This is a genomic window from Pseudomonas koreensis, assembly GCF_025447595.1.
GTDB lineage: Bacteria > Pseudomonadota > Gammaproteobacteria > Pseudomonadales > Pseudomonadaceae > Aquipseudomonas > Aquipseudomonas koreensis_H.
Window position 1 is genome coordinate 106,697 of the sequence record NZ_JAOEJU010000016.1, and the last position, 13,903, is coordinate 120,599.

16 protein-coding genes are annotated in these 13,903 nt (G+C 61.7%); all 16 read left to right on the forward strand.

What is annotated here, in order from left to right:
* Positions 1-27: 27 nt before the first annotated feature.
* The 16 genes from N8H71_RS19270 to N8H71_RS19345 all read left to right on the forward strand — a co-directional run bounded on the left by N8H71_RS19270 (position 28) and on the right by N8H71_RS19345 (position 13,893).
* Positions 28-2,280 carry a phage tail tape measure protein gene (locus tag N8H71_RS19270; protein WP_262195203.1) on the forward strand — a complete coding sequence of 751 codons (2,253 nt, stop codon included), beginning with the start codon at positions 28-30 and terminating at the stop codon, positions 2,278-2,280.
* On the forward strand, positions 2,277-2,660 hold the full coding sequence (locus N8H71_RS19275) for a phage tail protein (RefSeq protein WP_262195205.1): 384 nt from the start codon (positions 2,277-2,279) through the stop codon (positions 2,658-2,660). Before N8H71_RS19270 ends, N8H71_RS19275 begins: the two co-directional genes overlap by 4 nt.
* Positions 2,653-2,865, forward strand: coding sequence for a tail protein X (locus tag N8H71_RS19280; RefSeq protein WP_007954888.1), 213 nt, complete (start codon positions 2,653-2,655; stop codon positions 2,863-2,865). Before N8H71_RS19275 ends, N8H71_RS19280 begins: the two co-directional genes overlap by 8 nt.
* Before the next feature lie 9 nt (positions 2,866-2,874).
* A complete protein-coding gene (locus N8H71_RS19285) occupies positions 2,875-3,903 on the forward strand; it encodes a phage late control D family protein (protein ID WP_262195206.1) in 1,029 nt (342 codons plus the stop codon).
* Between the two features lie 61 nt (positions 3,904-3,964).
* Positions 3,965-4,549, forward strand: a complete 585-nt coding sequence (locus N8H71_RS19290; RefSeq protein ID WP_262195207.1) for a phage tail terminator protein — start codon at positions 3,965-3,967, stop codon at positions 4,547-4,549.
* Positions 4,546-4,725, forward strand: a complete 180-nt coding sequence (locus N8H71_RS19295) for a DUF2635 domain-containing protein (protein WP_007954893.1) — start codon at positions 4,546-4,548, stop codon at positions 4,723-4,725. Before N8H71_RS19290 ends, N8H71_RS19295 begins: the two co-directional genes overlap by 4 nt.
* Complete coding sequence (locus N8H71_RS19300; RefSeq protein ID WP_262195208.1) at positions 4,725-6,221, forward strand: phage tail sheath subtilisin-like domain-containing protein; 1,497 nt, start codon at positions 4,725-4,727, stop codon at positions 6,219-6,221. The genes N8H71_RS19295 and N8H71_RS19300 overlap by 1 nt, the downstream gene beginning before the upstream one ends.
* A 66-nt stretch (positions 6,222-6,287) precedes the next feature.
* Positions 6,288-6,635: a phage tail tube protein gene (locus N8H71_RS19305; RefSeq protein WP_007908779.1), complete on the forward strand. Its 348-nt coding sequence runs from the start codon at positions 6,288-6,290 to the stop codon at positions 6,633-6,635.
* Positions 6,632-6,928, forward strand: a complete 297-nt coding sequence (locus N8H71_RS19310; protein ID WP_003222226.1) for a phage tail assembly protein — start codon at positions 6,632-6,634, stop codon at positions 6,926-6,928. The genes N8H71_RS19305 and N8H71_RS19310 overlap by 4 nt, the downstream gene beginning before the upstream one ends.
* 130 nt (positions 6,929-7,058) lie before the next feature.
* Positions 7,059-8,957, forward strand: coding sequence for a phage tail protein (locus tag N8H71_RS19315; protein WP_262195210.1), 1,899 nt, complete (start codon positions 7,059-7,061; stop codon positions 8,955-8,957).
* Positions 8,944-10,182, forward strand: coding sequence for a DNA circularization protein (locus N8H71_RS19320; protein WP_262195211.1), 1,239 nt, complete (start codon positions 8,944-8,946; stop codon positions 10,180-10,182). Before N8H71_RS19315 ends, N8H71_RS19320 begins: the two co-directional genes overlap by 14 nt.
* Before the next feature lie 2 nt (positions 10,183-10,184).
* Entirely contained in the window at positions 10,185-11,222 is a 1,038-nt protein-coding gene (locus tag N8H71_RS19325) for a phage baseplate assembly protein (protein ID WP_262195212.1), read from the forward strand.
* 143 nt (positions 11,223-11,365) lie between these two features.
* A complete protein-coding gene (locus N8H71_RS19330) occupies positions 11,366-11,875 on the forward strand; it encodes a phage baseplate assembly protein V (protein WP_262195214.1) in 510 nt (169 codons plus the stop codon).
* The gene (locus tag N8H71_RS19335; RefSeq protein ID WP_150594499.1) at positions 11,875-12,273 is read left to right on the forward strand and encodes a phage GP46 family protein; all 399 of its coding nucleotides are present in this window, start codon (positions 11,875-11,877) and stop codon (positions 12,271-12,273) included. The genes N8H71_RS19330 and N8H71_RS19335 overlap by 1 nt, the downstream gene beginning before the upstream one ends.
* A complete protein-coding gene (locus N8H71_RS19340; RefSeq protein ID WP_262195216.1) occupies positions 12,263-13,306 on the forward strand; it encodes a baseplate J/gp47 family protein in 1,044 nt (347 codons plus the stop codon). Before N8H71_RS19335 ends, N8H71_RS19340 begins: the two co-directional genes overlap by 11 nt.
* Entirely contained in the window at positions 13,294-13,893 is a 600-nt protein-coding gene (locus N8H71_RS19345; RefSeq protein ID WP_011332730.1) for a YmfQ family protein, read from the forward strand. The genes N8H71_RS19340 and N8H71_RS19345 overlap by 13 nt, the downstream gene beginning before the upstream one ends.
* Positions 13,894-13,903: the final 10 nt, after the last annotated feature.

The following is a 13,903-nucleotide window of genomic DNA, read 5'->3' on the forward strand; positions in this document are numbered from 1 at the left end:
CTTGGCGTGAAACAGGAGTAGAGCGGCATGGCAGAGAGCAAATTTGCGCTCACATACGCCAATGTGAGTGGCGACGCAGCAACCGGGTCGGCGGTGGCCGATGGCTTTGGCAAACCGCTGCAGGACTTGAATCTGACTATGGCGCTGGCGAGTGCGGATATTCGCTTGCTGACCCAGGAACAGATCAAGCTGCGGGAGCTGCTGGTCAGCCAGCAGTCGTTGTTCAAGGTCGTCACGGTGTCGCCAGCCGCCAATAGTGAGCCGAAGTCAAAACTCAAGGCGGAAATCGAGCAGCGTCCGCCACCGAAAAGACTGCAATCAGCCATGGCCAACGAGACGGCGCTGGTTGAATTGAATCAGGTGCTGCACCTGAGCACGAAATCGCTTCAGGCTCTTTCGGAAAAGAACCTGGAAATCACCAGTGATAAACGGGTTGCCCCCAGCGGGGCTACCGGCGCGGATCTGTTGCAAGTGCAACTCGCCGGGCTGCGGTCCGGCATCAGTGATGGTCTGAAGGGCGAGCAGAAAACAGAGGCGTTACAGGATTTCTCCCGTGATGCCGCCATCAATGCCTCGGCCTTCAAGATCGATGTCAAGGCGGCTGGCGAAATGTTGTCGGGCTGGCGCACCACACTGAAGCTTGATCGGGTGCAGAGCCAGGATCTGGCAGACGCGACCAACTACCTTGGCAACAGTGGCCTGAACGTCAAAGCCGCCGACATCGGCTCTGTCGTTCAAAGCGCTGGTGAGGGCGCCAAGGCGGCAGGGATGACACCCGAGCAAGTGGCTGCACTTGCGGCGGCGTTCCTCAACAGCGGCGCCAGCAATACAGATGCCGGAGCGGCGCTGAAGAATTTCACGACGGTTCTGGGCAAAGGAGAGTCCGCGTCATCGGCGCAGCGTTCGGCCTGGGCCGACATAGGTCTGAACCCGGAGTCGCTCGCGCACGGGATGAGTGGCGATGCACCCGAAACGATCAAGCTGGTTCTGGAGCAACTCAAGAAGCAACCTGAAGAGAAACAGGCTTCGCTGACTAAAACGCTGTTTGGCAACAATGATGCAATCCTCGAGTTGTTGAAGAAGCCTGAAGATGTTCAAACGGCGTTCAAGCTGGTTTCTGACAAGTCCGTATATGCAACATCCAGACGCGGTGAAGATGCAGGCTCGGCGGCAGAAACCGCTGCGACTTATGGCAATACATCGCAGGGACGCTGGAATGCGCTGGATGCGAGTCTCAACCGGCTGTCCACAGCAGTCGGCAATGCATTGGCCCCGGTGACAGACGGCATTGCCATCGGGCTTACTGCGGTGGTCAATGGACTGAGCGCAGCGGCCGAAACCTTCCCGTTCATCACCGCAGCACTGACATTGCTTGGTGTGGCTGCCACGCCGTTCGTGGCGGGCGCTCTGAAAACCGGCGTGTCTGCCGTGCTTGATGCGGTCTCCACGAGACTTCTGCGCCTGGCCGCGGCACGTTTACCGTCTGAAGTCGGCGATATGATCACCGGTGACGATGACAACGGTGGCGGTCGCAAAAAGAAACGACCGGCTCGCAAGTCGGGTCAGGGCAAGCAGGCCAAAGCCTCTGCGAAAGGTGCCCGGCCCCGTACGCCCGCTGTTCGTCAAAGCCTGGGCAGTCGACTGCGCGGTGCAGCGATGAAGGTCATGCCTTCGATCAAACGTGCGTCTGCCAGGGTCTTGCCTGCGATGCGGAGCGCCGGAGCCAAGGTCATGCCTGCGGTGCGGAGCTTCGGAGCCAGGATCATGCCGATGCTGTCCCGGATGGCACCTTTGGTGGGTAGGGTCGCTGCCCCGTTAGTGGTGGCGCACGCCGCTTACACAGGCCTGAAAGGCCTGCGTGAAGGTGATGAAAAAGCGGTGGGAAGCGCAAAAGCCGAGCTGACAGGGGCAGCCATTGGCGCTGTGATCGGCGGGGTTGTTTTTCCAGGTGTCGGCATAGGCATCGGGAGTGCCTTGGGTGGATTGGCGGGCTCATTGATAGGAGACGCACTCGCAGACCCGCCCGCCGACAAACTCGCTGCGCCGGGAGATGTCGCGAAAAACCTGGTCAACGCTCCCACCCAAAGTCAAAACCAGCAAGTGACCTTCTCCCCACTGATCCAGGTCACCTGCCCGGCACCGGACACTGCCGAGCAAATTCGCACGATCATCGGGCAGCAACTGAGCGGGCAGTTCCACGGCCAGTTCCTGCCGCTGTTGACCAACAACCCGCTCGCCACCCGCCGTGACGCAGCCCTGACCGATGGAGTGGCCCAATGAAACAACAAATGGCACTGGGCAGTTTCATCTTTGGCCTGTCTCGGGATTTTGCGTACAGCACGCTGGCGCGCAAATCCGAGGGTGGCTGGACTGATCTGCAGATTCTCAACAGCAAACCCAGATCCCATCAGACAGGACAGAAGCCTGAAACCCTGACCATCACCGGCACGTCGATGTACGCCGTAGCGATGGAGCGGCTCGATGAGCTACGTGCGCTGCAAGCGTTGAGAGTACCGCTGCCGTTGATTGACGGCATTGGCCGCAACTGGGGTTTGTGGCGAATCAACAGCATCGACGAAAACCAGAGCGAGGTCATCGATGACGGCACCGCGATGGTGATCAAGTGGGTCATCGGATTGTCGGAGTTCAACAATGCGTAAGGTACGAAGCGTGGCCGGCGATTCGGTGAATCTGTTGCTCTACCGCGAAACCGGGCGCAGCGATGACAGCGCCGAAGAAGCTCTCTGGACACTCAACCCGACCCTGGCCGAACACGGTCCGATCCTGCCGGCAGGTGTCTGGGTGACACTGCCGGAACTCGATAGCAAACCGGCCGCGATCAAACCGGTTCTGGCCTGGGATTAAGGAGGCTGCATGGCACAGGGATTTACGCCGGCGATCGAAATCTACGGCGCCAACAAGGACCTGCTAAACCAGCGGCTGATCAGTTGGGAGCACATCGATGCCGCCGGGATGGAGTCCGACCAACTGACGCTGGTGCTCGACCTGGAAGGCCTTGATGGCTTGCCGACCCTGGGCGGAGTCATCGGTCTGCGGGTGGGGTATCTGGAGACCGGGCTGGTCGAAAAGGGCCAGTTCAAGGTCACTCGACTGACACCGACGCTGTTCCCGCTGCGCCTGACGCTGGTCGCGACCGCCGCGCCATTCAGCGGCAAGGACGAAACCGGATTCAAGGAACGGCGCACGGCCAGTCATGGCCCTACAACCCTTGGCGGACTGTTTCGCGAGCTGGTCTCGAGACACGGATTCTCGCCGCGCGTGGATCCCGAGCTTGCGCTGATCAGGATCGCTCATGTCGACCAGTCGAACGAAACCGACATGGGCTTCATCACACGCCTGGCGAAAAAGTACGACGCGGTGGCCAAACCGTTCAACGACCTCTACGTACTGGCGAAACCGGCGCAACTGAAAAACCTGTCGGGCCAGGTGATACCCAACGTCAGGCTGTCGGTGACCCACAACAATCGGCCGGGCGATCACGCCTTCATCAGCGCCACGCTGGAAGAGACCGCCCGCACCCAGAATCAGGGTTGCAAAGTCTGTTGTTGGGACGCCAATGCCGGCAAGCAGGTGGAGGTGAAAACCGGCTCGGCGCCCTACAAGGTCATTCGCCAGAAACAGGCCAGTGTGGAAGAAGCCAAAGCCATCGGTGAAGCCGAAGTGCGCAAGATGCTGCGCGAGAAATACACGCTGAAAGTCACCTGTCCGGGTGATCCGCTATTGGTTGCCGAAGGCCTGCTGGTGCTCGATGACACTTGGCCGGACTTCATGCGCGGTCGCTGGTCGATCGAAAAGGTCACTGCCAGCGGCAAGCCCGAAGAAAGCTATCGCTGCCTGATCGAAGCCAACGGCCGGGATCCCGAGGCAAAAGCCAAGGACTGATCCCCCGGTCTCATCGCCACACGCATCACTGTGGCCACTCACACCTCCTGGAACGCTCCCCATGAAGATCTCCCCGATCCTCACGCAGCTGCGTGCGCAATGCCCAAGCCTTGCCGGCCATATCGCGACAGGTGTCGACCTGGCGCTGCTGCAAGGCGACCCGAATCTGCCGATGCCCTCGGCCCATGTTTTACCGCTGGCCGACGTGGCCAGCGTCAGCACCGCACAGAACTCCGCCAGCCAACCGATCCGCGACCGCTTCGAAATCATCCTGGCACTGGATGCCACGGACGCCACAAAAGCGCTGGATCTGTTGCACGACCTGCGCGCCGAACTGTGGCGTGCGCTGGTGGGTTTCAAACCCGATTCCAACTACAGCGCCATCGTTTATGACGGCGGCGAAACGGTCTCGATCAATAGCAGCCGCGCGTTCTACCGGCTGCGCTTTTTTGCCGAGTTCCAGCTGGGCCGCAATCTGCCAAGTCAGCCTGCGGAGAGTTGGCACGAACGCGAACTGGACGGTTTGTCGTCCTTTACCGGGGCCACCGTGCGGGTCGATGCGATCGACCCGGCCGACCCCAACCTGAAACGCCCGGGCCCTGACGGGCGCGTGGAAATGACTTTCTCTGGAGACGTAACCCCATGAGCAACCGCATCACCGTAGTGCCGGCCGCCGGCCGTGCCGTGCCGGACCCGGAAGCAGGCGACCTGCTGCCACTGGAAGGCCGTGAAGTGCTGGACAGCGCCTGGTGGCGCCGGCGTCTGGCCGACGGCGATATCACCCTCAAAACCGCAACAGCTAAACAAAAGGGAGCCAAATAATGGCGATCGGATTCAGCAACATTCCTGCGGACATTCGTGTACCGCTGTTCTATGCCGAAATGGACAACTCGGCCGCCAATAGCGCGTCCTCGTCCATGCGCCGCCTGATTGTGGCGCAGGTCAACGACAACATCGCCCCGAGCGAAGTCGGCAAACTGGTGCTGGTCTCCAGCGTGGCACTGGCCAAGAGCATTGGCGGCCAGGGCTCGATGCTGGCCTCGATGTACGAGACCTTCCGCAAGGCCGACCCGATCGGTGAGATCTGGTGCCTGCCGCTGCACAACGCCACCGGCGCCATTGCCAAGGGCGTGCTGACCCTGACCGGCACCGCGACCCAGGCGGGCGTGCTCAACCTGTATGTCGGCGGCGTCCGCGTTCAGGCTACTGTGGTCAACGGTGCCACCGCTGCCCAGGCGGCTACCGCCCTGGCACAGAAAATCAACGCCACCGCCGATCTGCCGGTGAGCGCTGCGGCCGCCGAAGGCGTCGTCACTCTGAACGCCAAATGGACCGGCGAGAGCGGCAACGACATCAGCCTGCAATTCAATCGTCTGGGCAAGAGCAACGGCGAAGAAACCCCGGCCGGCCTGACCACCGCGATCACCGCCATGACCGGCGGCGTCGGTGTACCTGACCAGGTTGAAGCGGTTGCTGCACTGGGCGACGAGCCGTTCGAATTCATCGCGCTGCCATGGTCCGATCTGCCCACCCTCAACACCTGGCAAGCGGTGATGGACGACAGCACCGGTCGCTGGTCGTGGGCCAAGCAACTGTTCGGTCACGTCTACAGCGCCAAGCGCGGCACTGTCGGCACTCTGGTGGCAGCCGGTCAGGCACGCAACGACCAGCACATGACCATTCAGGCGCTGGAACCGGGCGTTCCACAACCGGTGTGGGTACAAGCCGCTGCACTGGCTGCGCGTACTTCGGTGTTCATCTCGGCCGACGCCAGCCGTCCGACCCAGAGCGGCAGCCTGCCAGGCGTCGATCCGGCCCCGGCGAGCGAGCGCTTCACCCTGACCGAGCGTCAGTCGCTGCTCAACTACGGCATCGCCACCGCGTACTACGAAGGCGGCTACGTGCGCATCCAGCGCTCGATTACCACCTACCAGAAGAACGCTTACGGCCAGGCTGACAACTCGTACCTGGACAGCGAAACCATGCACCAGTCGGCGTTCATCGTGCGTCGTCTGCAAAGCGTGATCACCAGCAAGTACGGTCGCCACAAACTGGCTTCCGACGGCACCCGTTTCGGCGCCGGCCAGCCGATCGTCACCCCGGCGACCATTCGCGGCGAGCTGATCGCCCAGTACGCCAAGCTCGAACTCGAAGGCCACGTGGAAAACGCCGAGCTGTTCGCCGAGCACCTGATCGTCGAGCGCGACGTGCAGGACCCGAGCCGCGTGAACGTGCTGTTCCCGCCGGATTACATCAACGGTCTGCGCGTGTTCGCACTGCTCAACCAGTTCCGTCTGCAGTACGACGACGTCGCCTGATCGGCCCGTTTGACACTGTGATTCGGCCCACCTCGCGTGGGCTTTTTATTTGAAGGGAGTAACACCATGGGTCAACTGATTGCAGGTACCTGCTACGTCAAGGTCGACGGCGCACAACTGACCATCAATGGCGGCTGCGAAGCCCCGCTGATGGCCGTCAAACGCGAAACCGTCGTGCCGGGTTTCTACAAGGAAACCGACATCGCGCCGTCGTTCAAAGTGACCGCGCTGCACACCGCCGACTTCCCGCTGAAGAAGCTGATCGAAGGCACCGACATCACCGTCACCTGCGAATTCAGCAACGGCAAAGTCTACGTACTGGCCGGTGCCTACCTGGTCGAAGAGCCAGTCTCCAAAGGCGATGACGCCACCATCGAACTGAAATTCGAAGGCATCAAGGGGACCTGGCAATGAGCGGCGCCGTGAAGCTTCAGGTTGCGATCGAAGCTCACGGCGAGCCCCTGACCGAACTCGTCCTGCGCCGTCCGACGGTGCAGGAGGTGCGAGCGATCAAGGCGCTGCCGTACAAGATCGACAAGAGCGAAGAGGTCAGCCTCGACATGGACGTGGCGGCCAAATACATCGCCGTGTGCGCCGGCATTCCGCCGTCGTCGGTCAACCAGCTGGATCTGGCTGACCTCAACGCGCTGAGCTGGGCCGTTGCGAGTTTTTTCATGAGTGCGGCGTCGGAGCCATCACCGACCTGATTTCGGTCGCCTATGACCTGGCCTGGTTCTGGAAGGTTGACCCCGAACAGATGATGGCCAGGCCACTGGATGTGCTTCGCGAATCGCTGGAGCACGCGCAACGGATCAATGCGATGCAGCAGGTGCAGTGATGGCAGACGAAGAAAAGAAAGAGAAAACCTCGGTGCTGCTGACAGGCATCGATGAACTGTCGCCCAAACTCGGCGCCCTGCGAGTAAAGGTCGAGAGCTTCAAGAAAAACCTCGAACAGACCGGCCTCGGCAAACTGGACATCAGCGGTCTGTTCAAGGGCGGCAGCGTGATTACGCCGTTCGTGGACGGCATCAAATCGGCTGCGGCGTTTCAGGGAAAATTGACCGAGGTCAGCGAGACGGCGAAAACTGTCGACCTGCCGGACACGCCGAAAACTGCCGCACAGAACATGAACGTATTCAGTGCGTCCATGGAGAAAGTTTCCGCTGCGGTGGACGCCGCACTGGTGCCGGCGGTGGGCGCATTGGTGGTCGGGCTGGAGCCGGTGCTGACCCAGGTCGGCAGCCTGCTGGCCGACAACCCGAAACTGGTCGAAGGCCTGGCGGCGGGGGCGATTGCGTTTTCCGCCATGCAGACCGCCGTCACGGGTATGACTCAGGTGATGGACGTGATGAGCATGGTGCTCAAGACCAATCCGATCATGCTGATCGCCATGGGCATTGCCGTGGCGGCCGGTTTGATCGTGGCCAACTGGACACCGATTTCCGCGTTCTTCACCGGATTGTGGGAGGGCGTGAAAAACGCCGGGGCCAGTGCAATGGCGACGTTGCGCTCGGTGCTCGACTGGCGGCCGCTGGAGGCACTGGCGGCGCTGTGGGAACCGGTCACGGGTTTCTTCTCGGGAATCTGGGACAAAGTCAAAGCGGTTACCGCGCCGGTGATCGACTTTTTCAAGTCGGTTTTCTCGTGGTCGCCCGCAGGCCTGATCCTGGAAAACTGGGGGCCGCTGACCGGTCTGTTTTCGGCGATCTGGGAGCTGCTCAAGGCCTTGAGTGTGCCGGTGATGGCGTTCCTCAGAAACCTCTTCGATTTCTCGCCGATGCAGATGATCAACAGTGCGTGGGGCGGTGTTGTCAGGTTCTTCGAACCGATGTTCAGCGGCCTGCGAAAAACCGCGCAGCCGGTTAAAGAGCTCCTGGTGTCGTTGTTCGACTTCTCGCCCATACAGATGATCACCAGCGCCTGGGGCGGTGTTGTTGCGTACTTTCAGCCGGTGTGGACGACGCTGCAATCGGCCGTACAAATCACCCGGGATACGTTGAGGGCATTGTTCGATTTTTTCCCGATGGAAATGATCACCAGCGCCTGGGGTGGTGTCGTCGGATTCTTCGAACCGATCTGGACGGCACTGCAAACGTCAGTGCAACAGGTCAAAGGCTTTTTCACCGGTCTGTTCGAGTGGTCGCCGCTGGAGCAGATTGCGCAGTACTGGCAGCCGATCGGTGAGGTTTTCTCGGCGCTGTGGGGTGTTGTGCTGGCGCTGTCCGCGCCGGTCGTGGATTTTTTGCACGGCCTGTTCGAATGGAATCCTCTGGATCAGATTATCGAGAGCTGGGGGCCGATCACTGAATGGTTCGGCGAGTTGTGGCAAAAGCTGCAAACCGTCATCGCGCCGATCAAGGAGTTGTTCGACGGCGGCTTCGCCGGGTTGATCGCCAAGGTCACCGGCAAGGTCGAAACCCTGACCCAGGCGCAGCGCCAGACCAATGCCGAAGGCAAGGGCGAACTGGCGCCGGCCTTCTTCGGTGCCAGTGCGAAACCCGAGGGTGGCAGTGCGTTGCAGGGTGGTTCTTTGCCGCAATCCTCCAGCGCGCTGATCCAGCAGAGCGCCGCCAACAACCGCACGCAACTCGAAGGTGGCCTGACAGTGCGCTTCGAAAACGCGCCGGCGGGGCTGCGTACCGATCAACCGCAAACCAATCAACCCGGGCTGGCGCTCAGTTCGCGCATCGGCTATCGCTCGCTGTCGGCAGGAGGTTCCAATGAACTGGCGTGACCGTTTGTTGCCGGCATCCTTTCGCGGTGTCGGCTTCTGGATCGATCAGGCGAAAACGCCGGTCGGTCGCAAAGGTCAGCTGCACGAATATCCGCAGCGTGACCTGCCGTATTTCGAGGATCTGGGCCAGCAGGCCAAGACCCACGACCTGACGGCCTTCATCATCGGCGCCGATTGCCTGGAGCAGCGCGACAAGCTGCTCAAGGCGTTGGAGCAGGGCAGTGGCGAGCTGGTGCACCCTTGGCTGGGACGCCTGCAAGTCAAGGTCGGTGAGTGCGATATGACTCACACCCGCCAGGACGGCGGGCTGGTGACATTCAGTCTGAAGTTCTACCCCGACCGGCCTTTGCCGTTTCCGACCGCCACGGTCAGTACGCAGAAAGTCCTGTTGGCCAAGGCTGACACCTTGCTGGGGTCGGCGGTGTCACGTTTCGAGGAGGTGATTGTCCGGATTCAAGCGGCACGGATTGGCATCAAAAATCTGCGAAACAGCCTGACCGGGGTGTTCGATGTCATCAAGGAACAGCTGAAACCGCTGATCGCGCAATACAAGGAAATCACCGAACTGGTCAGGGCCGTCAAGGAATTGCCCAAGGAAGTGGCGGCCGAATTCAAAGGCTTGCTCGGCGAAATCAAGGAGCTCAAGGAATTCGCGAAGGAGGGCTACCGTGGCGTGATTGCCGACGTGTCCCAACAACTCGAAGCCATTCGCAAGGCTGATGCGCCGAAGATCACCACCGGCAGGGACACCAACGCGGCGGCGCAAGCCATGGCCGATCTGGTGCAGGACACGCTGATCGTCAAAGTGGCGCAATGGGTCGCTTCGATGCCGGTGGCGACGAAGCCGGTGAAATTACTGACGACACCTTCACTGGATCAGCAGTCCAAGCAACCGGTCTCTCGACAGGAAGTGCCAGCCACTGACGATTTGCAGGCGCTCCAAAAGGATTTGGTCGAGGCGCTGCAAATGGCCAAGAACAAAGCCGGCCCAGCGCACTATCAGGCCATCAGTGATGTGCAGGACGCTTTGGTCGCGCACCTCAAAGCCGTAGCGTCGTCGGGTGTGCGTCTGGTCATCAAGTCGTTTCAGGAAAGTCTGCCGGCACTGGTAGTGGCTTACAAACAGTTCGGTGATGCGACACGGGTGACCGAAGTGGTTCAGCGTAACGGAACGACCAACCCGTTGTACCTGCCACCCAACGACGTGAAAGTCTCTCGGGAGTAGTCATGGACGTAATGGACAACCATGTCACGTTGACCGTCGACAACATGGAGTACGGCGGCTGGAAAAGCGTGGAAATCACGGCTGATCTGGAGCGTCAGTTCCGCACTTTCAAACTCGACATCACCTGGCAATGGCCGGGGCAGACGGTGGATAAACCGATCAAGCCCGGCGACCCGTGCGAAGTGAAAATCGGCAACGACCTGGTGCTCACGGGCTACGTGTTCAAGGCGCCCGTCAGCTATGACGGGCGGCAGATCAGCCTGAGTGTCGAGGGCAGTTCAAAGACTCAGGATCTGGTCGACTGCGCGGCTACCAACCGGCCGAATCAATGGCATGACCAACCGCTGTCCAGCATCGTCCAGGCACTGGCGCTGGAATACTCGCAGTTCGTTGTCAATGAGATCCCCGAGACGGCGCGACTGACCAGGCACACGATCGTGCCGGGCGAAACGGTGTTTCAGTCGATTGATCGATTGCTCTCGCTGTTGCGGGTTTTTTCCACCGATGACGAGCAGGGCCGGCTGGTGCTGGCCAAACCCGGCAGCGGTGGCCGCGCCAGCGATGCGCTGGAGCTGGGCAAGAACATCCTGTCGGCCAACGCGCCAATGGATTACAGCCAGGTGTTCTCCGAGTACCGGGTGATCGGCCAGCAAAAAGGTTCGGACAAGAAGAGCGGGGCGGCGGTCAGCGAGGTTGAATCCAGCGCGGCTGACCTGTCCTTCAAACGCCGGCGTACCACGGTGATCAACGAAGGCACGCAACTGACCTTTGAGCTGGCTCAGCAACGCGCCCAGTGGGAGAGCGCCACCCGCATGGGCCGGGCGCTGACCACCACTTATCAGGTACAGGGCTGGCGCCAGTCCAACGGCGATCTGTGGCGCCACAACACGCTGGTGAAGGTCAAGGATCCGGTGCTCGGCTTCGATGGCGACATGCTGATCTCCAAGGTGACGTATTCGCTGTCGGCGCAAGGCTCGGTGACCACCCTGCAAGTGGCGCCGCCGCATACCTTCGACGCCAACCCGACCCCACCGAAATAGCCACCAGCCTGACATTACCTCGTGGGAGCGAGCTTGCTCGCGATAGCGGTAGACCTGTCAGTGCAGAAGTGTCTGCCAGATCGCCATCGCGAGCAGGCTCGCTCCCACAGGTGGGCGGTGGGCTGACATTCCAAGGAAACCCTATGAGCCTACTGACACGCCTGCTGGCGCGCGGCACTGTCGTGCTCGCCAATTCGGCATCCAAGCTGCAATCGCTGCAAATGCGCCTCACCGCCGGTGAAGTGAACGACGACATGGAGCACTTCGAACCCTACGGCTTCACCAGCCATCCGCTGGCCGGCGCCGAAGGCGTCGTCACGTTTCTGGGCGGTGACCGTTCCCACGCCATCGCCCTGGTGGTCGCTGACCGCCGCTACCGTCTGCAATCGCTGGCCGCTGGCGAGGTGGCGATCTACACCGACGAGGGCGACAAAATTCACTTCAAGCGCGGGCGGATCATCGACATCGAAACCGCCACGTTGAACATCCGCGCCAGCAGCGCGGTGAACTTCGACACGCCGGTGATCAACCAGACCGGCAAGATCGTCTCCCAAGGCGATCAGATTGCCGGTGGCATCAGCCAGATCAAACACGTGCATGTCGGCGTGCAGGCCGGTAGCGGCCAGACCGGTGCGCCGGCAGGAGGCCAATGATGTTCATCAGCCAGAACCTCCACGCCGCACTGACCCGCGCCGTACTCATCAGCCTGTTTACCTGGCGCCGTGCCGCCGACGACGATGCCCTCGACGACGAGGAACGCTACGGCTGGTGGGGCGATACCTTTCCCACCGTGGCCGACGATCGCATCGGTTCGCGGCTGTGGCTGTTGCGCCGGGTCAAGCTGACCCGACAGACCCAAATGGACGCCGAGTTCTATGCACGCGAAGCCTTGCAATGGCTGATCGACGACGGCCATTGCAGCGCCATCGACATCATCAGCGAACGCCTCGACGCCCAGCGCCTGAACCTGCGCACGGTCCTGACCCTGGCCGACGGCGAACGCCTGGACATCAACCCCGATAACAGTTGGCAGGTGATCTATGCCGTTTGAAACCCCTTCGCTGCCGGTGCTGATCAAGCGCACCCAAAGCGACCTGGCCGGCGATTCGCTGCGCCAGTCCGATGCGCAAGTCCTGGCCCGCACACTCGGCGGTGCCGCCTATGGTCTGTACGGCTATCTCGACTGGATTGCCGAGCAGATCCTGCCCGACACCGCCGACGAGTCGACCCTGGAACGCATCGCCGCACTGCGCTTGAACCAGCCGCGCAAACCGGCGCAAGTTGCCACCGGTAATGTCAGCTTCAACGCCACGGCGGGCGCGGTGCTGGACGCCGATACGTTGCTGCAGTCGAGTGATGGTCGTAACTTTAAAGTCACCGCTACCCGCACCACCGTCAATGGTGTCAACAGCACCTCCATCGCAGCGCTTGATGCCGGCAGTCTGGGCAATGCCGAGGCCGGGCTGGCGTTGACGCCGGTGCAGCCGATCGCTGGCGTGGTCGGCAACAGTTTTGTGGTACTGGCGCCGGGACTTAACGGTGGCGTGGCGCGGGAAAGCCTGGAGTCGTTGCGCTCGCGGGTGATCCGTTCCTATCGCGTGATCCCCCATGGCGGTTCGGCCAGCGACTATGAAACCTGGGCGCTGGAAGTGCCGGGCGTGACCCGCGCCTGGTGTCGCGGCGGCTTCCTCGGGCCGGGCACTGTCGGCGTGTACATCATGCGCGACGACGATCCGCAACCGGTGCCGAATGCCGATCAACTGGCCGAAGTGCAGGCCTACATCGAACCGCTGCGCCCGGTGACGGCCGAGGTGCATGTACGCCCGCCGGTGCAGAAACCGGTGACCTATCAGCTGAAGCTGACCCCCGACACCACCGCCGTGCGCGCTGCCGTCGAAACCCAGCTGCGCGATCTGCACAACCGCGAAGCCGATCTGGGCGAGGATCTGTTGATCAGCCATATCCGAGAAGCGATCAGCAGCGCGGCGGGTGAGACCGATCACGTGCTTTCGGCCCCGGTGGCGAACGTGGCCGCGGGTGACAGCGAACTGCTCACCTTCGGGGGTTGCGTATGGCTGCCATAAGAACCGCCGCGCAATACCAGGCGCAACTGCGCGCCTTGCTGCCGAGCGGTCCGGCATGGGATCCGGAGCGCGTGCCGGAACTCGAGGAAGTGCTGCAAGGCGTCGCCGTCGAACTGGCGCGCCTCGACGCCCGCGCCGCCGATCTGCTCAACGAGATGGATCCGGCCGGCGTCAGCGAACTGGTGCCGGACTGGGAGCAGGTGATGAACCTGCCCGACCCTTGCCTGGGCGCCACGCCGCTGTTCGACGACCGTCGCCTCGCCGTGCGCCGGCGCCTGCTTGCCGTCGGCAGCCAGGCTGTCGGTTATTACCTGGAAATCGCCAAAAGCCAGGGTTACCCCAACGCCACCATCACCGAACTCGAAGCCCCGCGCATGGGCCGTTCGCGTTTCGGCGCGGCGCATTGGGGGACCTGGGAAGCGCAGTTCATGTGGACGCTCAACACCGGCGGCCGGCTGTTGCTCGGCCGACGCTATGGCGCGAGCTACTGGGGCGAGCGTTTTGGCGTCAATCCGGGCTCGGCGCTCGAATGCCTTATCCACCGGGCGGCACCGGCGCACACCAAGGTGCACATCAACTATGACTAAGGAATGACGC